At 63.6% G+C, this 23,891-nt stretch carries 9 protein-coding genes; 2 read left to right on the top strand and 7 right to left on the bottom strand.

Going from position 1 to position 23,891, the window contains the following annotated elements:
* Positions 1 to 411: 411 nt before the first annotated feature.
* The 4 genes from KUV86_RS15060 to KUV86_RS15045 form a co-directional block, all read right to left on the bottom strand.
* Complete coding sequence (locus KUV86_RS15060) at positions 412 to 915, bottom strand: cupin domain-containing protein (RefSeq protein ID WP_222163099.1); 504 nt, start codon at positions 913 to 915, stop codon at positions 412 to 414.
* A gap of 143 nt (positions 916 to 1,058) precedes the next feature.
* Complete coding sequence (locus tag KUV86_RS15055) at positions 1,059 to 1,838, bottom strand: substrate-binding domain-containing protein (protein WP_224852051.1); 780 nt, start codon at positions 1,836 to 1,838, stop codon at positions 1,059 to 1,061.
* A 175-nt stretch (positions 1,839 to 2,013) separates the two neighbouring features.
* Positions 2,014 to 2,739 (bottom strand): ATP-binding cassette domain-containing protein, encoded by a 726-nt coding sequence (locus tag KUV86_RS15050; RefSeq protein WP_224852028.1) that lies wholly within the window; start codon positions 2,737 to 2,739, stop codon positions 2,014 to 2,016.
* Positions 2,736 to 3,434: an ABC transporter permease gene (locus KUV86_RS15045; RefSeq protein WP_206937880.1), complete on the bottom strand. Its 699-nt coding sequence runs from the start codon at positions 3,432 to 3,434 to the stop codon at positions 2,736 to 2,738. The genes KUV86_RS15050 and KUV86_RS15045 overlap by 4 nt, the downstream gene beginning before the upstream one ends.
* A gap of 254 nt (positions 3,435 to 3,688) precedes the next feature.
* Here KUV86_RS15045 and KUV86_RS15040 point away from each other — a divergent pair, with 254 nt between their 5' ends.
* Positions 3,689 to 4,579: a helix-turn-helix transcriptional regulator gene (locus KUV86_RS15040; protein ID WP_222163101.1), complete on the top strand. Its 891-nt coding sequence runs from the start codon at positions 3,689 to 3,691 to the stop codon at positions 4,577 to 4,579.
* A gap of 48 nt (positions 4,580 to 4,627) precedes the next feature.
* On the opposite strand, the gene KUV86_RS15035 is transcribed toward KUV86_RS15040, so the two are convergent.
* The 3 genes from KUV86_RS15035 to KUV86_RS15025 form a co-directional block, all read right to left on the bottom strand.
* Positions 4,628 to 5,140 carry a hypothetical protein gene (locus KUV86_RS15035; RefSeq protein ID WP_222485366.1) on the bottom strand — a complete coding sequence of 171 codons (513 nt, stop codon included), beginning with the start codon at positions 5,138 to 5,140 and terminating at the stop codon, positions 4,628 to 4,630.
* Positions 5,141 to 5,281: 141 nt separating this feature from the next.
* Positions 5,282 to 6,562: an HlyD family type I secretion periplasmic adaptor subunit gene (locus KUV86_RS15030; protein WP_261397664.1), complete on the bottom strand. Its 1,281-nt coding sequence runs from the start codon at positions 6,560 to 6,562 to the stop codon at positions 5,282 to 5,284.
* A gap of 38 nt (positions 6,563 to 6,600) precedes the next feature.
* A complete protein-coding gene (locus tag KUV86_RS15025; protein ID WP_222485362.1) occupies positions 6,601 to 8,406 on the bottom strand; it encodes a type I secretion system permease/ATPase in 1,806 nt (601 codons plus the stop codon).
* A gap of 878 nt (positions 8,407 to 9,284) precedes the next feature.
* Between KUV86_RS15025 and KUV86_RS15020 the strand changes: the two genes are divergently transcribed.
* Entirely contained in the window at positions 9,285 to 23,654 is a 14,370-nt protein-coding gene (locus tag KUV86_RS15020; protein ID WP_222485360.1) for a carbohydrate-binding protein, read from the top strand.
* Positions 23,655 to 23,891: the final 237 nt, after the last annotated feature.

The following is a 23,891-nucleotide window of genomic DNA, read 5'->3' as shown; positions in this document are numbered from 1 at the left end:
GCTCCAAAGCGTCTTGAATGGTCGTTGCGGTGGCGGTCAAGACCACGACCATCGGCGGTGATGTAGGGCTGAAAAAGCCGATCAGCGGCCGTCGAGGCAGCGGCTGGCGGAATGCTAAGAAGACTAGGCAAAGTTGACGTTAACGTAAAGTGCAGCTTTTGCCGCTTGCGACCAAAGTGGGGGGCGACATCGTCTGCAGGGGGGAATCGATGGACCTGGGGGGAACCGCGGGCAGAGTAGCAGTCGGCGCACAGATCAAGCTGCCCTTAGAGGCCTCTTGGCGTTGGGCTAAGGCCTCTTGCCTCAGAGGACTCTTGGCTTTCTGCCAAGGCCTCTTGGCCTTGGGCTAATTGGGCTAAACCCCTGGCGAAGCCGGCCAGGTCGGCTGATGGTCAGCCGGCTCAGCCAGCGTCAGTCCTCGCCCTGCCAGTAGTCCACGGTATCCTTGCGCAGGCCGGTGTGCTCGAAGCCGCGGCTGGCCTTGTCGCCCCCCGGGGCCGAGCCGGTGACGACCTGGAACTTGCCAGAGTCCGGATACTCCGTCACGTCCGGGGCATTCATGCTGCTGATGCATAGATAGGTGAGGGGCTCGTCGGAGTCGTTGATGATCTGATGGGCGCAGTCGGGGTCTGCGGCAGGTGCCGCGATCAACTCGCCTTCGACGATCGGATAGCGCTTGTCGCCCAGGCGCACGCTGCCCTTGCCCTTCAGCACCACAAACATCTCGTCGTTATTGTGATGGAAATGAAAGGGCCAGGCGTGGCAGCCCGGCGCCAGGGTGACCCGGCGACAACCAAGATCGCGCATGCCCAGCACCGGCGTCAGGTTGATGATGCTGGCGTCGACCTTGTCGCCGTGCTGGTGGTGTTCTCGGGCAATCGGGCAATGGCAGAGAGAGAGGATGCGTGCGCGCATTGAGGGTCCTTGTGTGTGCAGCGGACGGACGAGCAGCCCGCAAGTCGGGCGTCGTCCGTCCTGCGTCGGTCCTCATTGCAGCCTAGACGCCGGAGCCATGCAGCGCTATTTCGACAGGGCTCGCGGCGTCGATCAGGATAGGCTTACTGGGCGTCAGCGTTGGGGAAGAACAGCTGCTGACCCTTGACCTCGAAGTCACCGATCGCCTGCTGGCCTTGTTCGGACAGCAGCCAGTCATGCCACTGGTCCGCCAGGTCATGCTTCAGCTCCGGGTGGCGCTCCCGTGACAGCTTGAGGCTGCCGTACTGGTTGAACAGAACGTCATCGCCTTCGAACAACAGCTCAAGGTTCTGGCGGTTATCAAAGGCGACCCAGGTCGCGCGGTCGGACATGACGTAGGCATCCATACCCGCGGCAGTGTTGAGGGTCGCGCCCATGCCGCTCCCCAGCTCGCGATACCAGTCACCGCCAGGCTCAACGCCAGCGGCATCCCACAGGCGCAATTCAGCCCGATTGGTGCCGCTGTCGTCGCCGCGAGAGGTGAAGGGGGCTCCACTCTCTGCGATCAAGCTGAAGGCAGTGGCTGCACTGTCGGCGTCGCGGATGCCGGCCGGATCGTCGGACGGTCCGATCAGTACAAAGTCGTTGTACATGACGTCATCGCGCTGACTGGCGTAGCCGTCCGCCACGAAGGCTTCCTCACCGGCAGTGTCGTGTACCAGCAGGCTGTCAGCGTCACCGCGACGGGCGATTTCGAAGGCCTGGCCGGTGCCCACCGCGACCACGTGCACGTCGATGCCGGTGCTGTCGGTGAAGGTCGGAATAATGGCGTCAAACAGTCCAGAGTTCTGGGTGGATGTGGTCGATGCGAGGGTGATGAAGGGGGCCTCGTCCTGGGCCAGTGCGCTGCTGGCACCGAGCATCAGCGCGCACGCCGCGGCAGCGCTGGTGGCCGCACGACGAACCTGCATGGAAGACAGCCTGCGCGACGATGGGGTATGGCGATGTGACATGGTGCAGTTCCTTGCGTAGATCGCACGACGGGTGTCGTGCGGTGGATGAATGGGCCTGAGGCGTGGTCACCACCGTGGCCTCTATCTAGTCCAGTAGCTCTCCTGCGATAAAAGCGCTGGCTTCCTGGGTGACGGGGCGGCTGAAGAACAGGTTGGCCGGGCTTTGTTCGACCAGTCGGCCCCGGTGCAGCAGGATGACGTCGTCGGCCAGACGGCGCGCCTGGTGCATGTCGTGACTTGACATGACAATCCGCACGCCTTGCTGATGAAAGGTCTCGATGGCACTCTCCACCGCCCGAATGGCGGCGGGGTCAAGCGCCGAGGTCGGTTCGTCAAGGAACAGCACCTCGGGCTCCAGCAGCCAGGCCCGGGCCAGTGCCAGACGCTGCTGCTCTCCACCTGACAGCACTCGAGCCGGGCGTTTGGCCAGGCTTTCCAGACCAAAGCGCTCGAGGGCGGCGATGGCGCGCTGGCGCCGCTGTCGGCGTGGCACATGATTCACCGCCAACGCATACTCGAGATTGGCCAGGGCGCTACGTCTGAGCAGAACCGGACGCTGAAATACCATGGCCTGGCGGGGAGCCGAACCTTCCCATTGCAGCTGTCCCTGGGTGGGCGAGAGCAGGCCATGGGCAAGACGCATCAAGAGGCTTTTGCCCGCTCCATTGGGGCCCATGATCAGGGTGCGCCGATGACCGTCGAGAGTCAGTGACAGGGGGCCCAGCAGGCGTTGACCAGCGGTCGAGAAGCCGACCCGGTCGAGGGTGAGGCGAGGGGCCGAGGCTGGCGCCGACAGCGTCATCGTGGTCATCCCAGCTGCCTCCTGGTGGACTCGCCGATCAGGTGGGCGAGGGCGTTGATCAGCCCTACCAGGGCCAACAGCACGATGCCCAGACCCAGCGCCAGGGGCAGGTTGCCCTTGCTGGTCTCGAGCACGATGGCGGTGGTCATCACCCGGGTGACGCCGTCGATGTTGCCGCCGACGATCATCACGGCGCCCACCTCGGCGCTGGCTCGTCCAAAGCCCGCCAGCATGACCGTAATCAACGCGAGACGGGCGTCCCACAGCAGCGTCGGGATACGGCGTACACGGGAAATCCCCATGGATGCCAGCTGCTCGGCGTATTCGCCATGCAGCTCCTCGACCTTCTGCCGGGTCAGCGAGGCCAGAATCGGCAGGACCAGAATGACCTGTGCCACTACCATGGCGGTGGGGGTAAACAGCAGGCCCAGGGAGCCAAGGGGCCCAGCCCGGGACAGCAGCAGATAGACGCTGAGGCCCGCCACCACCGGTGGCAGGCCCATCAGCGCGTTAAGGGCGATGATCAATGGGGCTCGACCGGGGAAACGGTACAGTGCCAGCGCCGCGCCAAGGGGCAACGCCAGCGCGGCAGCGATGGCGACCGCCGTCAGCGAGATGCGCAGGGACAGGCTGACGATGGCCAGCAGGTCGGGATCCAGTCCAACAATCAGGTCCAGGGCGGTGGCAAAGGCGGAGTCGGTCATCACGGCTCGGGTCAGGTAGGGTCAGAACGGCGCCGCGGTCGCGGGATGCCCTTGATATACCAGCATAATGTGATGAAACGTCGGCATGCGCATCCGTGCGCTGAAATTTATGCAGCCTGAAACATCTTCGTGCATAGTTACCGGCTACATCTTTCGGCTAGTAGCTCGTTCTGAACCAGTGAACCAGCGCTTCAATACAGACGATGGGCGAGCTAGAGACGACCAGCCCCGTAGAGCAAAAGGGAGGCAGGACCATGGATGACGTAGCGTTCCCGACCTATCTGACTACCTCGGAGGTGGCGGACTACCTGCGGCTGAAGCCGCGCAAGGTCTATGACCTGGTACGCCAGGGGCAGATTCCGTGTAGCCGGGCCACTGGCAAGCTGCTGTTCCCGCGGCAGGCGGTGGATCTGTGGGTCATGAATCACCTTGAGGGGGATCAGGCAGCCAGCGTGGGGCCTCAGGAAGTCCTCGGTGGCAGTCAGGATCCGCTGCTCGACTGGGCCATGCGCGAGAGCGGCTGTGGTCTGGCCAGCCTGTGCCAGGGCAGTGGTGACGGTATCCAGCGACTGCTGGCCGGCAAGGCGAGCGTGGTCGGTGCGCACCTGCTGGATGCCGATGGCGGCTATAACGATCCTGCGCAGCTGGGACTGGGAGGCATGCGTGACCTGGTCGTTGTCCACTGGGCACGTCGTCAGCAGGGGTTGATGCTGGCGGCGGACAATCCGCTGGGTATCTCGGGTCTTGGTGACCTGACCCGAGGCGATGTCCGGGTGGCACGTCGACCGCAGGGCGCAGGGGCCCATCGCCTGCTGCAAGGACTGCTGGATCGGCAGGGCATCTCGATGGACGCCCTTGGCCTGCTGGAGCAACCCGCCATGAGCGAGGATGATCTTGCCCTGTCGATTGCCCAGGGCAGGGCAGACGCGGGCCTTGGTGTCGAAGCGGCCGCGCGACGTCAGGGGCTCGCCTTCCTGCCGCTGCAGCAGGAGTCCTTTGATCTGCTGCTGCGCCGCAGGAGTTACTTCGAGCCGCCGCTGCAACGGCTGCTGGCGTTCGCACGGCAACCCCGCCTGCGTGAGCAGGCCGAACAGTTCGGCGGTTACGACGTCTCTGACCTGGGAGCCGTTCGCTTCAACGCCTGATAGCGGTGTGACGCCGTCCCGCGAGTGCAGCGCAGGCTAAAGCGTGGCTCAAGGCTGCCGGTCCGTTGTGCGATGAATGATCTGTGGTACCAGCCGCTCCGAGAACCCCGCGGCAAAGGACCAGAAGATCAGTTTGGCGACGTCCTCTCCCTGGGCGGGATAGGTTCGCGAGAGAAAGTGCAGAATGTCATCCGTGGTAGGCGGTTCGGGGAAGGCGGCGATGTGATAGCTGGGGAACAGGTGCCCTTCGATCAGGCCGGCCAGGGTAAGCGCGTAGAACACCAGCGCAAAGGTGCCTCCGTAGATGGGCACCACCAGTACGGTCGCCCAGGACTGGGTGAGCAGTCGCAGTTCGATCGACGAGATGTGCTTCAAGCGTTGCTGAATACTGACGAAGCCTCCGATGATGCCGCATTCGAACACCAGCCAGGAAATCATCAGGCGCTGCTGAAACCACAGCGTTGCCGCGAACAGGGCCGCCGTGGCCAGCAGACTGACAATGATGAACACCAGCAGTCGCCTCGACACCACCAGCAGCATCTTGGTGCGATTGTCGTACACGTGCCGAACCCCGCAATGTGGCATCGCCGTACCAGCGTCTCTACCTCACTATAGACCCAGGACAGACCCAGAACAGACGCTGGCTACGGCGGCAGGGCGTGTAGGCTGAACCGCTTCCCATGCGGCGCAGGATCGTCGTCTTTACTCCTCGCGCATGGCTCTTGCCAGCATGTCGGTGACCGGTTTGGCCACGTAGCTGGCGAAGCTGCGCTCGCTGGTGCGGATCATCACCTCCGCTGGCATGCCGGCCATCAGGCGCATGTTGTCGGTCATGTTGGCCTCGCCCTGTTGCGTGACCTGGATGCGCACCTTGTAGTAGCGCTCTCGGGTGGCTTCGTCCTCGAAACTGTTGGCGCTGACGTGGACCACCTCGCCATCGATGACGTTGGACAGACGCTGGTTGAAGGCGCTGAAGCGAATCTCCGCCGGCTGTCCCAGGTACAGATGATCCACGTCGTGGTTGGCTACCCTGGCCTCGACGATAAAGCCATCGCCCATTGGCACCAGATCCATCAGCGGATCGCCTCCGCGGATGACCGCCCCCAGGGTATGGACCTTCAGTCCCACCACGGTGCCGGCCACCGGCGCGGTAATGGCCGTGCGTCTCAGGGTATCGGTAAGGGCTACCAGGCGCTCCTCCGCATCGGCCACTTCCGACTGCACCTGACGCAGGGCCTCGCCGACCTGTTGCTGGAACTCCTGCAGGCGAATCTGCTTGTTCAACACGTTCTCGCTGATCTGCGCGCGCAGTCGGGCTACCTCGGCCAGATGACGCGCATTGTCGCTCTGGTACTCGAGGCTCTCCCTCTCCATTTCGCGCATCCGCTGACTGCTGATCAGTCCCTCCCGGAACAGCTTGCGGTGATTGGCCACCTCACCATTGAGCGAGTCGATCCTTCGCTGAGTAATCTGGCGGGTGGCCTCGAGCCCGGTGATCTGCTCGTCCAGCTGCAGAATCTGCTGATCAAGTGCCGCCAAGGTGCCGTCCAAAGACTCTCGACGGACCTCGAACAGGCGCTGCTGAACCCCCAGCACCGCCTGGACGCGGCCATTGTCGGACTGACGCAGAGCGTCGGGAAACACCAGCTGGTCCGCTCCTGCCTGCTCGGCCAGCAGCCGTACCTCGCTGGCCCTGGCGATCAGATAGTCCGCCTCGACGATACGGCTCTGGGCCCTGGCTTGGGTGTCATCCAGCGTGATCAGCACGTCGCCGGCATCGACCTGACTGCCGTCTTCCACATGGATACGCTCGACGATACCGCCCTCCAGGTGTTGCACCGTCTTGGTGAAGCTTTCCACCGAGACGGAGCCGGGGGCAACAACGGAAACCGCCAGACTGGCCATCACCGACCAGCTGCCGAAGCCGCCCAGCGCCACCAGCAGGATGAGCAGGCCAAGGCGGCGGTAACGTTGATCTTGCAACGGCAATTCTTGTTGTGGGGCACCTGCGGGATACATGATCAGGTCTCCTTGCTGTCGGGACGGACAGTGGACGCCGTGGATACCGGCGACGCCGATTCAGCGGGCACGGCCGCGCTTCTGCCACGTGCGCTGGGGCGCAGGGTGGTGACGGGGGAGACCCGTCTTGCCCCCGCCGCCACGGCGGAGACCGGCTCTCGGCGCCCCGGTGGCGTGAGCGATGCCACGCGTCCCTCCTTGAGCACGAGAATGCGGTCCACATTGGCCAGCAGGCGCTGACGATGGGTGATGATCAGTGCAGTGGTGCCCTGCTGGCGCAGTTCGATCAGGCATTGGGCCAGGGCCGCTTCGCCGGCATCGTCCAGGTTGGCATCGGGTTCATCCAGCACGATCAGGGCAGGGTTGCCGTACAGCGCTCGGGCCAGGCCGATACGCTGGCGCTGACCAGCGGACAGCGCGCTGCCACCGTGATCCAGCCAGGTGTCATAGCCGTCCGGAAGCTTGAGCACCAGTTCGTGCACACCGGCGCGGCGGGCGGCCCGCACCACCTGTTCCGGGTCCACGTCCTGAAAGCGCGCAATGTTCTCGGCGACGCTGCCATCGAACAGCTCGATGTCCTGGGGCAGGTAGCCCAGATGCGGCCCCAGCGCCGTGCGTTCCCATTTATTGATGTCGGCGCCGTCCAGGCGCACGCACCCAAGCTGGGTGGGCCACAACCCGAGCACCACCCGAGCCAGCGTGGACTTGCCTGCCGCGCTGGGCCCCACCACCGCAATGTGTTCGCCCTTGGCCATGCGCAGGTCGATGTTGGTGATGGTGGGCAGCTTGACGCCGGGAGGCGCTGCGCTGACGTCGTCCAGCGTCAGCTGTCCTCGCGGGCTTGGCAGCGGCATCGCCGGCGGATCGGCAGGAACCTCGTCCAGCAGGGCTTCCAGCCGCCCCTTGGCGGTACGCGCGCCAGAGAATCCCTTCCAGCCATTGATCATCTGGTCGATAGGGGCCAGCGCCCGGCCCATGAGAATGGAGCCGGCGATCATCATGCCCGGGGTCAACTCACCGCGCAGAACCAGAAAGGCACCGACTCCAAGAATCAAGGACTGAAACATCAGCCGCAGCACCTTGGAGGTGTTGGTCAGCAGGCCTGAGCGGTCGCTGGCCATGGACTGCAGCACCAGGTATTCGCGATGACGTGCTGCCCAACGCCCCTGGATGCCTGGCAGCATGCCCATGGCATGCAGTACCTCGGCATTGCGCAGGTTGCTGTTGGCCAGATCCTGTGACTGCACGTGGCGACCGTTGGCCTCTGTCAGCAGCGGTTTGGTCAGTCGTTCATTGATCACGGCAATGGTCGCGAGGATGATCCCGGCCACCAGAGCGAACAGCCCAAACCAGGGATGGAAGAGGGCCAGCACGCCGATGTAGATCGGCACCCAGGGAGCGTCGAAGAAGGCAAACAACCCGTTGCCCGACAGGAACTGGCGCAGGCTGGTCAGGTCGTTGAGCGGCTGGGCGGAGGGTTTGCCGGGGCTCGCCAGGCTGCGCTTGAACATGGCGGCGTAGAGGCGTGGGCTGATCAAGGTGTCCAGTCGGTTACCCACCCTGACCAGGATTCTCGAGCGCATCAGCTCAAGTCCCCCCATCACCACAAAGAGAAATACCACCACCAGTGTCAACATCCACAGAGTTTCCTGGCTGCGGGTGGTCAGCACGCGGTCGTAGACCTGCAGCATATATAGCGGCGGTACCAGCATCAGCAGGTTGATAAACATGCTGAACAGCGCCACATAGCCGAAGCTTCTTCGACAGAAGGCGAGGACCTTACGCAGGTCATTCTTCTCTGCAGCCATGATGGTTCCCCCTGACATCACCCCTCTTGCGGGGATGGTGTTGTTGTCGTTATCCGTGGTTTTCTTTTTTTAGTGATGTGTGGTGCATCTTCGATCTATTGATGTTCTCTTGAGTGTTCTCCTGAAGACCCTCGGAAGTGTTCCGAGATATTGGTTCGTCCAGGTGATGTGATGATGGTGAAAAAGCGCCATGAAACGGAAATGGGTCTCGAAGGGATAGTAGCGAAAATATGGCCAACCACAATAGCGGTGACAGCAATGAAGCCAATGTTTTCTTCGGCTTTTGCAGAGAGGAAAGAATGCGATGGTATCCCTGAATAAAGGGCGTTGGAGAAAAGTGGAGGTTAGTCTGCTTTTTTACACTTTAAGTCTCATCGTTGGGTTGGTTAATGCTGGTGCTGTCAGTGCTATTTAACTGAATTTTTTAAAATATGAAGTCTAGTGTTTTCAGTTTAGATAACTAAAAAGGTCAATTTTTACAATGGTTTGAATGTCACACATCTTCCTTTATTGAAGGCTAAGTGGCGTTAGCGTTAGCGCTGTCAAAAAAATCTTGCTGTATGTCGATGGGGTTATAGAATCAGTGAAGGTGGGCTACATCTTATGAGTTTTGCTGTTTCGAGCATGATGGCTAGTGGAACATAGTGCTGAGTGACAGCTTTTCTCCATGGGGTGGGTTCCAAGGGTGTGGTCGGCAAGGGTAAGACCAGAAGAGCATCAGAAAGAGGGAAGGATGTTATCGCGAATCGCGGAAACATTCGTTACCTCAGCAATGCAAGGGTAGTCGTAAATAAGACCAAGCTTTGGCAGTGGATGCCGACAATAAAATGTGGTTCGTCAAGGACTGATCATCCGATATCATCGTCAGGGGACAGCTCATGTTTTCCATGTCATTTGTTGGTCGCGGTCGCAAGTCCTTTCAAAAACGCCTGGAAGACAAGGCGCATTTCCTAAATAAAGATTTCGAGTTGCATGACGTGGTGGTGGCGCCCCATCCCGGGCGCTGGCAAGAGGCTGTCGCGGCCGTGCGCATGACATGGGAAGACGCGTCAGGAGCGAGAAGCGTCTTCGAGAAATTCGAAAGACCCTTCGTGTTCGAGCAGTTGCCGACGCCCCCCATTGGCAAGCTGGGAATGATGATCGAGGCGCTCGACGCCAGAGGAGCGCTGCTCCCCGGTGTTGCCGCCCTGCGTGAAGTTCTGGTGCAGGACGCCGAGGCCGATGCCGATGATGGAGCAGAGCAAGGCTCCACGGATCCTGTGGCAAGCAACCCTGAGCCAATCGACCCAGCCGTGGGCGACGACCCGGGATCGTCAGCGCAGGATGTCGACGGCCCGCAGGCGGGCGCGAGCGATGGGGGAGGCGACGACGCTGACATGGACAGCGCGTCAGGGGTGGCGGGCTCTGCCGCAGCGTCCTCAGGGCCTGCTTCAGGTGCCTCTCAAGACGCTTCTCAAGACAGCCTTCCAGACAGCTCGTCAGCTCCCTCGTCAGACCCCTCGTCAGACACCCTGCCTGCAGCGGCTGCGGCCCCGGCAATAGTGGCCCTGGCGGCCCCCGTGGGCTTCTCGCTGCGCATCCAGGCCGAAGATGATGACGCCAGCGACGGCGCATCGGCCAGTATCGCCGGAGATACCGGCATCGCGGTGGTGGATGACCCGACCAACCCGGACGCGGCGGACGCCGAGGGCAATGCCTACGTGGACTATGGCAATGGGGTGGCCGGTGGCGAGAGCCTGACCTTTACCTTCGACGTGCCCGAGGCCGGTGAATACGACCTGGTGCTGCGCTACGCCATGGGCGCCGGCAATCGCCCGCTGCGCCTGGACGTCAACGGTGAACTGTTCGACCGCATGTTCGACCTGACCTCCACCGGCGATGACTTCACCAACTTCGAGCTGACCCAGCCGGTACGACTGACCCTGGAGCAGGGCACCAACACGATTACCTTGACCTCCAACGGCGCCAGCGGACCGAACATCGACTATCTCGAGATCACCGCCCCGGACCCTGACCGTTACGTGGTTCAGGGCGAAGATATGCTGTTGTCGCCCACCGAGGACGTGAACAACAGCGGCACCAACCGGGTGGCCACCCTCGACACCATCGCTGACTTCACCAACGGCAACGAGACCTTCCGGGTCGGTGCCGAAGGAGAAGCCTATCTGGATTGGGCCTCTGGCAACGCCAACGCTACTGCCGACGTTACCCTGGACATCGCCACCGCTGGCACCTACGCCATCAGCATCACCTACGCCACCTCCAGCGCCCGCCCGCTGGACCTGATGCTGGTCGACGGCGGTAGCACCACCACCCTGGCCACCTTTGACTTTGCGCCGACCCTGGAGCCGGTCTATTACCCGGACGATACCGAAGCGGATATCGCCGCGGCCAACCGCCCAAGTCTGAGCAGCGGCAACCTGCAGAGCCAGTGGGAAGGCTGGACGGTCGAGACGGTAGAGGTCGAGCTGGCCGCCGGCAGCAACACCCTGCGCCTGGGCGGCTATACCAATGGCCCCAATATCGACAAGATGGAGCTGGTGCTGGTCAGCGCCGCGGTCACCGGGCCCGACATTGCGCCCCAGGTGGTCCAGGCGGAAGACGCCGAGCTTGGCGCCGGCAACGATGCGGGCACCCTGGTGCGAGATCCGGCCAACCCCGAGGACGGGACCGGCTTCCAGGGCCTGCGTCCCGACTACTCCGGGACCGGCTATGTGGACTTCGGCAGCGTGCCCGGCGACAGCCTGACCTTTACCGTGAACGTGGCCGAGGCGGGGCAGTACGACCTCAATTTCCGCTACGCCAGCAACGGCGACCGGCCCATGGACATGGCGGTCAACGGCGGTATCGCCAGCGCCCTGGCCTTCGTCACTACCGACCCCAATGCCACCAACGAGGCGCCGGAAGGCTTCGATGTGTGGTCCTATCAGACCCAGACGGTGGCATTGCAGGCGGGCGACAACACCATCACCCTGGCGATTCCCAGCGGCGCCGGCAGCGGCCCCAATATCGACCGGCTTGAGCTGACCACGGCGGGCTCCGGCCCGGTGGGCGATGTGGAAGGGGACGAGGGCGATGACCTGGCCTTTACCACGCCTGACAGTGTGGTCAACGCCGCAACCGTCGACGCTGTGTCCTTTACCGTCGCGGGGCTTGATGACGATATCGTCTACGTGGGCTTAAGCTTTGATGACGGCGTGAATGTAGAGGAGGTCACTCCGGACGCCAGCGGTGCCTTCAGCCTGGACCTTTCCGGTCAGGCCGACGGTCCGCTGTCGGCCACCCTGATTGTCATGGACGCCTATGGCAACCGTGGGACTCGCGAGCTGGACCTGACCCTGGATACCACCGCCGACGAAGGCGGCGATCTGGCACTGGCCGGCCCGGCAGACCCGGTGGCCCAGGCGGATAGTGCCGCCGTGACCTTTACCCTGGCTGGGCTGGATGCTGACGCCGACAGCGTCGAGGTCAGCCTGGATGGCGGCGCCACGCGCACCCCGGTCGGGGTCGATGGCGACAGCCTGCAGCTTGACCTGTCCGGTCTGGGCGGCGGCAGTCATCCCATTGTGCTGTACGTGACCGATCTCGCCGGCAACGAAGCCACTACCTCGACCCAGGTGACCCTGGAAGACGACAGCGATGCTCCGCTGACGCTGGACTTTGCCGCGGGGCCGATCACGTCCTACGGCGGCAATCAGGACAACCCCAGCCAAGGCACTGGCGCAGCGTCGGAGGATGCAGGGGCGACCCTGGCCTTGACCGACAACGTATGGAAGCGGGTGGCCCTGGGCGAAAGCTACCAGATTACCGCGGATACACAGCTGACCCTGGAACTGGATGCCTCGAGCTCCCCGGTATCGGAGATCATCGCCGTCGGTATCGACCCGGACGACAACCCCTTCGGTGGTGGCGGCAGCCTGTTCCAGCTGGGCGGCACCCAGACCCAGCAGGGCTTTATCGACCTGCGGGGACAAGGCACCGATGATGATGGCGATGGCGTCCTGACCTTCACCATCGACCTGTCGTCCCTGGCCGGCTCGACCATCGACTCCCTGGTGTTCGTCAATGACGATGACCTTGGCGCCAAGGGCAGTGCGCGTTTTTCCAATGTGACGCTAAGCGAAGCCACCAGCGTGGACACCAATCAGGCCCCGGTGGTGGTCGGCGGCGGCGTCGCTGACCTGGTGCTGGACGAGGGCGCAACGCTGGAGGTGGACCTGCCCTTCGAAGACGCCGATGGCGACGACCTGAGCTATCGCTTCGAGGTGGCCGACAGCGACGGCGCGCCCGTCGACGCCGCTGGTCTTGCCATCGATGGCAGCGTGCTGGGCGGCAGCCTGGACGACCTGGTGCCGGGAGTTTATACCGTTACCTTGTTTGCCGACGACGGGGAGTTCGAGACCTCCGACAGCTTTGTGCTGACCATCGAGAACGTCAACGACGCGCCGGTGGCCGAGCCCGCCGCGCTGGAGCCATTCTTTGGTGAGGTGGGCGAAAGCTTCGTCCAGATTACCCTGGCGGATTACGCTGTGCTGTTCTCTGATCCCGACGGGGACGACCTGACGCTCGGCGTCGAGGACCTACCCCCAGGTCTTGAGCTGGTCAATGGCGTGATCCAGGGCACCCCGACCCAGGGCGGGGCCTTCAGCGTGACGCTGCGGGCCACCGATCCGGGCGGCCTGTCGGCCACCCAGGTGCTCGACTTCCAGATCGCCGGTACCGATATCGGCGATGTGGTGACCATCGAGGCGGAAGCCTTCACTGAGCTGGATGCCGCCAACCTGATCGTCACCGCCAATACCAGCGCCTCCAACGACCAGCTGATTCGCCTGACCAGCACCGCGCCTGCCGCCATCGGTACCGACCTGGCCGCGGCCGGGGTCGAGCCCGGCTGGTATCGGGTCACCCTCTACGTCTTCGATGAAACCGACGGGGAGGGCGAGCTGACGCTGTCCATCGATGGAACGGCGCTCGAGGCTCGCAATCTGTCGAGTGACAGCCTGACCTCCGACGTGGTGCTCAGCGACGATTTCGGCACTTTGGTGGGCAGTGGCGCCAGAGGCAACGCCGGCCAGAGCGGTAACCGCAAGGCGATCGTGTTCGAGACAGCGGTCGAGATTACCGCCGACTCGCAGCTCGGGCTTGAGTTGCGTGGCCAGGGCGGCGAGCTGATGCGTATCGACTCGGTGGCGTTCGAGCGCATCGAAGAGCCGGTCAACAACGCGCCCACCATCACCGGGCTTGGCGCTAGCGTCAGCGTCGATGAGAACTCGAGCGCGGTCGCGACGCTCACCCTGGACGACCTGGATGGTGACACCCTGAGCGTGACCCTCGAAGGCGTCGACGCGCCGCTGTTCAGCTTCGATGCGGCCACCGGCGTACTCAGCTTCGTCAACCCGCCCGATGCGGAACTGGCGGCCGACGCCGATGAAGACGGCGTCTACGAAGTCACCGTGGTCGTCAGCGACGGGGAAGACAGCGTGTCCCAGGCGACCCTGATCACGGTCAACGACCTCAACGAAAGCCTGTCCATCGCACAGACGGCGCTCGACGTGGACGAGAACCTGACCGAGATCGGCGCCATCGCGGTACTCGATGAGGACGGTCAGCCTGCCGCGCTGAGCGCACCGGTGTTCGCCATCACCGGTGGCATCGACGCACCGCTGTTTACCATCGACCCCGATACCGGGGTGCTCAGCTTCACTTCGGCCCGTGACTTCGAGCTGGCCGTGGACGCCAACGAGGACAACGTCTACGAGGTCGAGGTCAGCGTCACCGACGATGGCCTGACGACCAGCGAGCTGGTGTCGGTGAGCGTCAATGATGTGGACGAAGCGCCTTTCTCGCCGCTATCGCTGCAGGCCGAGGATGGTGCGGTAGAAAGCTTCGACGTGGATGCCAACGACGCTGATACCCAGATTCGCGATCCCGGCAACCCGGAGCCCAACCAGCCCACCGGCCTGCGTCCGGGATTCTCCGGCAGCGGTTACCTGGACTTTGGCGACACCCCCGGAGACAACATCAGCTGGCAGGTCGATGTGGCCCAGGCCGGGCAATATGACATCAACGTGCGCTATGCCACCAATACCGATCGCCCGCTGGATCTGGTGATCAACGGTGGTGATCCGCTGGTGCTTGCCATGGCCAGCACCGACCCGGATGGTACGGGCCCGGAAGAAGGCTTCGACCACTGGGCCTTCGAGACCATCACGGTGACCCTGGAGGCGGGCAGCAACACCATTGCGCTGGCGATCCCGGCAGGTGCCAACACCGGCCCCAACATTGACCGCATCGAGATTACCGAGGGCGGTAGTGGGCCCATCGTGATCGATGACAGCGCCGATGAAGACGGCGATCTGGCCCTTGTGGCCGCCGACGACAGCCTGGACGACAGCCAGCTGGCGACGGCGGTGTTCAATGTGTCGGGTGTCGATGACGACGTCACCACCGTCGAGGTGTCTTACGACGGCGGCGCCACTCGCACCGAGGTGACGCCGGATGCCTCGGGCAACATCACCCTGGACCTCAGCGGTCTGCTTGATGACCAGAGTGGAGATCTCACGGTGACGCTGATTGTCACCGACGCAGCAGGTAACGAAGCCAGCGTCGATGAGGTCGTCAGCTTCGACGATGGCGCTGTGGTGGTGGCGCCAATCACCCTGCAGGCAGAGGACGCGGATATCGTCGACGTCGGTGGCACCGCCCAGGGTGAAGTCACCCGGGTGGTCGACTCGGCCAACCCTGATGACTTTGGCAATTACCGCCCTGGCGCGGTGGGCGAGGCCTATCTCGACTTTGGTACCAACCCCGGTGACCAGGTCACCTTCAACGTCAACGCGGTGGAGGCGGGCAGCTACACCGCCACCGTGCGTTTCGCCAACGGAGGTAACGCCCCACGGCCACTGGATCTGACCGTCAACGGCAGTGATCAGGGCCAGCTAGGCTTCCCCAATGCCACCGGTGTCACCGAGCCCTGGGAAGAGTGGCAGACCCTCGAGGTCACGGTGGAACTGGTGGAGGGCGCCAACACCTTCACCCTGACCATTCCCGCCGGTGCGGTGAACGGCCCGAATATCGACCAGGTGGTATTCGACTTCAACGACGGCGTGACTCAGCCTCCGTTCAGCTTCAGCATCGAAGGCGAGGCGCTGGATATCGTCGACGCCGATGGCGATACCCAGGTGCGCGACCCGAGCAACCCCGAGACCAATGCCGCGGCAGGCGCGGACGGACTGTGGGATGGCTTCAGCGGTGCCGGATATCTGGACATGGGCGGCGACGTGGGCGACGCCGCGGAATTTCAGGTCAGCGTGGACCTGGCCGGGACTTACACCCTGGAAGTGCGCTACGCCAACGGTGCGGGCAATGGCGCTGACCGTCCGATGACGGTACTGGTGGACGGGGCGAGCCAGGGCAGCCTGGCCTTCGCTTCCACCGGCGGCGACCCGGTGGGCTGGGAGAATTGGACCACCACCACCATCGAGGTGGAGCTTGCGGCCGGCGATAACACCATTCGCCTGGCCAACGAAGGCACCGCGGGCCCCAACATTGACCTGGTCACCGTCAGCCGTGACGGCGTGGCACCGCCGCGCCCGGTGGAGCCAGGCGACCGCTTCTCGGTGAAGATCAACTTCCAGCCCGAAGGCACCGCGGTGCCCGATGGTTACATCGCCGACAACGGCAAGGCCTTTGGCACCCAATCGGTGACGGTGGACGGCCAGGTGCACCAGTACGGCTGGGTCACCGAAGAGTCGATCTACGACAGTGACCCAGGCACTGAGCCGCTGGATATCAGCTCGCTGACCAGCGTGGCGGTGAATGACCGCACCGACGATATCGCCGGACTCGACCCACGCCAGGGCACCTATGCGCACTTTGACCAGCCCGGCAACTATGTGCGCGCCGGCTGGGAGATCGAGCTCGACGATGGCTACTACGAGGTCACCATCTCCATCGGCGATACCAGCGGGCCTTATGACAGCAACAATGTGCTCAACGCCGAAGGACAGCTGTTCAACGACCCCTTCACCCCGTTCCGCCCGGACGACTTCCCGGCAGATGGTAATCCTGCCGATGACACCGAGGGCGTGCGCTCCGACCTGGTGACCCGTATCGTTCAGGTCACCGACGGTCGCCTGACCCTGGACTCCATGGGACTCGACAACGAGAACACCGAGATCCAGTACATCGAGATCCAGGCGTTGCCGGATCTGACGCCAGGAGATGGACGCGAGGCGGTCGAGGACTACGCCTTCTTTACCGACGCCCGAGCCATCGCCGGGGTGGGGCAAAACGAAGTGGAGGTGGATCTCGACCCGGACGACGGCAGCATCCCCACCGGTGTAGACCCGACCTCTGACATCTTCGTCGGCATCTCGGTGGTGGACGGCCGCGGTGGGGCCTTGCTGGAAAGCCTGGCCGACGGCTCCATCCGCCTGTTCGAAACCGTGACCGGCCAGGAGGTCACGTTCAATGCCAACACCACCGGTGGTTTCGACTCCCTGACCATCTCGCCGAGCCAGTCGCTGAAGCCTTTCACCAGCTACACCCTGGTGATCGATGGCTTCCAGGATCGCGGCCCCAACGATGATGCCAGCGCGCCGACCCGGGAGTTCCAGAAGTACACCAACACCTTCGTCACCGGCCCTGAGCCGGAGATCGTGGCCCGTGATGTGGCGTTCAATGATGTGGTCGAGCTCAACGGCGCTGCCGATGGGGCCTTCGGCTTCACCTCGCTGGAGATGAGCCCCGACGGCGCCTTCATGTACATCGCCACCATCAGTGGCCAGCTGCTGCGCTACGACGTGGACCCCATCGATGGTTCACTGTCCAACCGGCTGGAGCTGAGCCTGCCCAACGACTACTTCGATCAGCCGGGAGAAACCCAGCAGCGGGGCATCATTGGCCTGGTGGTCGATCCCACCGACCCCAGCGTGCTGTGGATCACCGATAACTACCCGATCCCGCTGTCGGGACGTGACAACGGGGTGCCGGACTTCAGTGGTCGCATCACCAAGATCACTCTGGACGATGGTCCTGGCTTCTCCGGCACCGCCGAGGCCTACATCACTGGGCTTCCGCGCTCCAACGGCGACCACGTGACCAACAGCCTGGAGTTCCGGGTGAACCCGGACTACGACGCGGACACCAACCCGGATGTGCCGACCCACTTGCTGTACCTGATCCAGGGCTCCAACTCGGCCATGGGGGAACCGGACAGCGCCTGGGGCAACCGCCCGGAGCGGCTGTTGAATGCGGCGGTGATGGAGATCGATCCGACCCGCGATGTGTCGAATGGCCCCTTCGATGTGACCACCGAGCCGCTGCCCGACAACGGGCTCAACCAGCGCTTCGATGATCCGGACGGCCATCCCAAGGACGACCCCATTCCCATGGGCAATGGCGAGTTCCTGGTGTTTGATGATCGCGGTGTCGCCACGGTGCAGGATGCCGATGGCAATGTGCTCGAGTCCTACTACGACCCCTATGCTCCCGATGCGGTGCTGACCATCTTCGCCACCGGGGCGCGCAACGCCTACGACCTGGTGTGGCACTCCAACGGCTACCTGTACGTGCCGACCAACGGCTCGGCCGCCGGCGGCAACGTGCCGGATGATCCGAACACGCCGGAGGACGAGCGCTACACCAACGTCGAGAAGCAGGATGACTACCTGTTCCGCATCGAGGAGGGCGGCTACTACGGCCATCCCAACCCGCTGCGTGACGAATACATCTTGAACGGCGGCAACCCCACCGGTGGCAATGATCCCAATCAGGTCGACAAGTACCCGACGGGCACCAACCCTGAGGGCACCTATGACATCGCCGGGGTCTATTCGCTGGGCGAGAACCGTTCGCCCAACGGTGCGGTGGAATACACCAGCGGTGTGTTCGGCGGCAACCTGCAGGGCAACGTATTGTTCACCGAGTACTCCGGCGGTGACGACGTACGCTCCATCACCCTGGACGCCAACGGCAACGTCATCGGTGACGACGTGCTGCGCGATCCCGACGGCAACGTCATCACCTACGTCGATCCGCTGGATATCATCGAGAACCCGGCTACCGGCCAGCTGTATCTGCTGACCCTGAACCGAGGCAACGGCCAGAGCCAGATCATCCGTCTTGATCCGGTGCCGGGCGGCACCACCGACCCCGGCGATCCGGACCCGGACGACGACCTGATCACCGTCCTGACCATCCAGGCCGAGGATGTGACGCCGAACGATGGCACCTCGGTGACCATCGCCACGGGTGCCGATGCGGAGATCGAAATCCGCGATATCAACAATCCGGAGACCAACCAGAACCTGCCCAATGGCCTGCGTCCCGGCGCCTTTGGCCTGGACGGCAACACCGTGGATGACGATGGCGTGCCGGGGGGCTATGCCGACTTTGGCAGCACCAACGTCGACTTCATCACCTTCAGCTTCGAGCTGGACCCCGCTCAGGCCGGTGAGTCGGTGCTGCGGGTGCGCTACGGCAATGGCTCGGACATCGATCGCCCGCTGGAGGTCTTCGTCAACAACGTATCGGTGGGGGTGGTGTCCTTCCCGCCGAGCCAGGATTCCAGCATCACCGATCCTGACGCGCGCTGGTCCGACTGGTTGACGGTGGACATCACCGCGGACCTGGCCGCCGGCCTCAATACCGTGCGTTTCCAGGCGACCCAGGACACCGGGCCCAACATCGACCAGCTGGAGATCCTGCGCGAGGAGGACGCCACGCCGGGCTTCACCGTCTACGAGGCCGAAGACGCTGTGCTGGGCGGTGCCGTGTTTGTGCCGGAAAGTCAGGATGACCGCAACGCCTCCGGCGATGGCTTCGTCGACTTCGATGGCAGCGGTGATCAGACCATCACCTGGACGGTGGATGTCGCCGAAGACGGCAGCTACGAGATCGGTTTCCGCTACGCGCTTGCCGCCAGCAAGGCCGACCGCCCGCTGGGACTGACCATCAATGGCACGGACCTGGGCCAGCTCAACTTCGTCGGCCAGAGCAATGACGCCGAGGACGACTGGTTCTTCCAGGAGGTGCTGGTCAATCTGCAGGCGGGCAGCAACACCATTACCCTGACCGCACCGGGAGCCGTGGGGCCGAACATCGACCTGCTGCGGGTGCCGGACAGTGGTGGCGATGTGTTCATCCCGGTCTACGCCGACGTGTCCGACGGCGCGCGGATTGAGCTTGAGGATGGCGCCAGCGCCCGTACGGTCAACGAACTGACCGCGGACTTCTACTTCACCGTAGACAGCGATGGCCTCTATCGTCTGGACCTGGCGGCCAACGCCGGTGGCGACAATGGCGGGTCGCTGGCGCTGACACTCAACGGTCAGGCCGTCGACAGTCTGGCTTATCCGGGGGTGGGCGATGCCGGCGAAGAGGGCGTCTATGTCGAGCTCGAGGCCGGCGTCGAGTACAACCTGCGGGCGGTGTCCGCCGTGGACGGTGCGGATGACCTGGACTACCTGGATGTCACGCCGCTGGCGGGTAACGCCAACGCCGACATCGAGGTGCAAAGTGGCGACGCGGCCTTCTACGCCAACCGGCTGCACTTCAGCTATCTGGAGAACAACGGTGCCTCCAACCCGGACCGCGAGTTCAAGGACAGCGCCACGGTCACCATCAGCAACAGTGGCAGTGAACCGCTCGATATCCTCGAGGCACAGATCGACGGACCCTTCGTGCTGGCCGATCCGGGCGCGTTCGACGGCCTGACCCTGGCCCCCGGGCAGTCGCTGACGGTCACGGTACTGTTCGACCGCGACGCCTACACGCCGCCTGCCAATGACGCCGGTGACGGGGTGTTTGAAGGCCGCATTCGGCTGGTCACCAACGACGCCGACTCGCCGGTGGCCGAGATCGCCATGGCCGGCTTCTGGCAGGCCCGTGACGAGGGCGGCTGGGAACCCAACGTCAACGAGATCTGGGAGGTATTCGGCTTCGGCAACCGCATCGCTGGACTGACCACCGTGGGAGGTGGCGAGAACTCGGTGCTCAACGACTTTGACCTGTACCGGCCGGTGAACGACGACGAGGTGCTGTCGCGTTACTGGTCCCTGGCCGATGGCGTGGACCAGGCCAAGATCACCCAGCTGGCGGCCTTCCATGGCAACGGCGGGGCGACGCTGGGCATTCATGCGCCGGGCAACAAGGGCCAGGACATCATCTTCTCCAACCACCAGGGAGACAATAATCAGACCCTGCTGCCGCTGGTGAACAACGGCAACTTCGCCACCGCGACCTTCGGCAGAGGGACCATCCCCGATGGCTGGGCCGGCGATGAAGTGTTCGGTATCGAGGTGGCGGGACTGTCCACCGACCCGTCGCTCAACCCCCCTGGCGGCGGCACGCCGCCGGCGGATGCCGATGGCATCGAGCGGGGCTATACGGTGCGCATGTTCCGGGCCCTGGACGAAGATGGCAACGTGATTCCCAATACCTACCTGGGGATCATGGACTACACCGGCATCAACTATGACTACAACGACAACGTGTTCGTGATCGAAGGCGTCAAGCCGGTCTCCGGCGGCTCGCTCACGGTCACCAACAACGATGGCGTTCCGTCCAACGATCGTCTGGTGATGTCGCGTATCGAGAACCCCGTCAATGCGGCCCAGGAAGTGCATGACGAGGTCACCATCACGCTCTCCAATGACGGCTTCGATGCGCTGACCATTAACGCTGTGGCGGTCAGTGACCCCAGCCTGTTCGAGCTGACCCAGGCCTTCAGTGCCGTGGTGCTGGAGCCCGGTGAGTCGGTGGAGGTCACGGTGCGCTTTATCGCCGATGACCCCAATGACGGCTCGCTGTACGAGGCCAGCCTGATCATCAGCTCGAGCGACGCCGATGAGGCCGAGAAGGTGATCGAGCTTGCCGGTATCAGCCAGAACCAGTCCGAGAGTGGCCAGGAGCCGACGGTGCAGGAGATCGTCAATGCCTTTGGCTACACCACCGACGTCGCCGAGGGACAGATGAACCAGGGTGGGCTGGTGGAAGCCAACGGCGACGAGATCCTGGCGCCGTTCTTCCAGCGCGCCGACGGGGCCTCGCCGATCACCATCACCCAGCTCGCGGCCTACCATGGCCAGGGCGACATCGCCCGACTGTTCATCCATGACGTGGACAGCCGCGACATCAGCGAGATCATCGCCCACGACGAGGCCGACGGTCAGACCCTGCTGCCGCGCACCCTCAACAATGGCGACAATCTGGCGGTGGCGACCCTGGATCGGGATGATCCGTTCGGCTTCTACGCCGAAATCTCCGACCGTCCTGGGTACATCTCCTGGTCGGATCCCGACGCCAACCTGTACGAGGACACCATCGATGCCATCGGCATTCCCGGTGCCAACCTCAACTGGGACGAGAACGACGGACACCTGATCCGGGTGTACGTGGCCAAGGACGCCGACGGCAACGTGATTCCGGACACGTACATCGTGATCCAGGACTACGCGGGGGTGAACTACGACTACAACGACAACATCTTCCTGGTGCAGAACGTTACGCCGTACGATCCGACCGGCGTCGAGGACGCCGACGGTAACGGCCGGGTGGATCTGTACGATGATGATGACGGTGACGGGACGCCGAACTTCCTTGATGACCCGACGCCGGTCGCGCAGACCGCCTTCAATGACACCCAGACCGCCTGGGCCGTGGGCGCCGATGGCCTGGATCTGGAGGCGCGCTTCTACGACAACGGCGGCCAGGGGGTGGCCTACAACGACTCGGACACCGCCCATAGTGGCAATGCCTTCCGCTCCGACGAGGCGGTGGACATCTCGACCCCGTCGCTGGCCATCGGTTTTGTCGCCGACGGCGAATGGGTGGAATACACCCTGAACGTGGAGACCGCGGGCACCTATGTGCTCAACTTCTCGACCTCAGCGGTGGCCGGTGGCAAGACCATCACCGCGGCGTTCGAGCAGGATGGCGCCTTCTACACGGGAAATCAGTCGGTGGCACTGCCCAACACCGGCAGCTTCACCACCTTCACCGACGTCGGGCCCTTGAGCTTTGACCTGGAAGAGGGTGAACAAGTCCTGCGCCTGACCTTCAACGGCGGTCAGCTCGACCTGGCTTCCTTCAGCCTGGACCTGGTGGAGCCGGTGGACGATGGCCAGTCGGCGTTTACCGATGATGGCACGCCATGGCAGGTGGGGTCGGACTTCAGCCTGGAGGCGGTCAACTACGACGAAGGCGGTCAGGGAGTCGCCTACAACGACTCAAGTCAGGCACAGCTGGGTACCAATCCCCGTGGCGATGGGGTGGACCTGGCGGGTGGTGGCAGCGTCATCGGCTGGATCGAGAACGGCGAGTGGGTCGAGTACACCCTGAACGTGGAGCAGGCAGGCACCTATGATCTCGCCTTCCTGGCTTCCCTCGGCACCACGGCCGGCGGCCAACGCAGCATCACCGCCAGCTTCACCAAGGGCGATGGCACGCCCTACGCGACGGCAGGGGCGGTAGAGGTGGATCCCACCGGAAGCTGGACCAACTTTGTCGAGACCGCGTCGACCCAGGTCACGCTGGAGGCCGGCGAGCAGGTGCTGCGCCTGACCTTCAACGGCGGGTCCATGGACCTGCAGGGCTTCTCGCTGTCCAAGGACGGCCAACAGGCCTTCAATGCAGGAGGTAACGCCTGGCTGGTGGACGCTGACGATGGCCTGTCACTCGACGCCGTACTGTTCGACGAGGGTCAGCAGGGTGAAGCCTACAACGAGCTGACCCCGCAGCAGTTCGGCAGCAACTTCCGCGATACCCCGGTGGATATCGTGGGGCAGGGCGACGCGGTGGGCTGGATCGACAACGGCGAGTGGCTCGAATACACCATCAACGTGGAGCAGGCGGGCAGCCACACCCTGTCCTTCGTGACCTCGGGACCCAACGGCGGGCGCAGCATCACCGCGTCGCTGGAAAAGGACGGTAGCGTCTACGAGCAGGGCAGCGTGGCCACGCCGGTGACCAGTGACTGGGGTGTCTTCGTCGACACGGCGGCGATGACCCTGGATCTGGAGGCAGGCGTGCAGGTGCTCAGACTGACCTTCAACGGCGGCTCCCAGGATCTGGCCTCGTTCCAGCTCACCCGGGATCCCGACGTGGCGGCGGCCAGCCTGGCTACCAGCAGCCTGTTGCTGGCAGCGGACGACCCTGTCGTCGATGCTTCCAACGACGATGTGGATGACCTGCCGATGAGTGACGACGTGGGCGTGCAGGGCGTGCAGGATGATGCCGGCCTGTAAGCCAGCGACGACCGGTGACGCCCGCGGTGGGTGAGGCGGGCGTCACCGAATGACGTAAAACGACCAGATGCATGGTCTAAGGGAGGTACCCCTCAGGGAAACGCAGCAGCTTCCCTCAGGGTGGTGTCATCGGCGGAGGCTATCAGGGAGGCTTCTGTCGGACATGTCATGGTGTCCCGTGCCGGCAGGGAGCTGGCCCTGCGCGGATCGTCCCCCTGAACCTTGATCCGCGCAGTT

The sequence above is a fragment of the Halomonas sp. DP8Y7-3 genome, from assembly GCF_019801675.1.
GTDB lineage: Bacteria > Pseudomonadota > Gammaproteobacteria > Pseudomonadales > Halomonadaceae > Halomonas > Halomonas litopenaei_A.
The sequence above is the reverse complement of the archived record's forward strand: the minus strand, read 5'-3'. Positions and strand labels throughout refer to the sequence as shown.

Excerpts from the sequence above, each read along its gene's own strand:
- KUV86_RS15055 (WP_224852051.1), bottom strand. The coding sequence starts at position 1,838 with ATGCTCGGTGCCAGCAGCGCACTGGCCCAGGACGAGGCCCCCTTCATC.
- KUV86_RS15040 (WP_222163101.1), top strand. The coding sequence starts at position 3,689 with ATGGATGACGTAGCGTTCCCGACCTATCTGACTACCTCGGAGGTGGCG.
- KUV86_RS15050 (WP_224852028.1), bottom strand. The coding sequence starts at position 2,739 with ATGACCACGATGACGCTGTCGGCGCCAGCCTCGGCCCCTCGCCTCACC.
- KUV86_RS15025 (WP_222485362.1), bottom strand. The coding sequence starts at position 8,406 with ATGGCTGCAGAGAAGAATGACCTGCGTAAGGTCCTCGCCTTCTGTCGA.
- KUV86_RS15060 (WP_222163099.1), bottom strand. The coding sequence starts at position 915 with ATGCGCGCACGCATCCTCTCTCTCTGCCATTGCCCGATTGCCCGAGAA.
- KUV86_RS15045 (WP_206937880.1), bottom strand. The coding sequence starts at position 3,434 with ATGACCGACTCCGCCTTTGCCACCGCCCTGGACCTGATTGTTGGACTG.
- KUV86_RS15020 (WP_222485360.1), top strand. The coding sequence starts at position 9,285 with ATGTTTTCCATGTCATTTGTTGGTCGCGGTCGCAAGTCCTTTCAAAAA.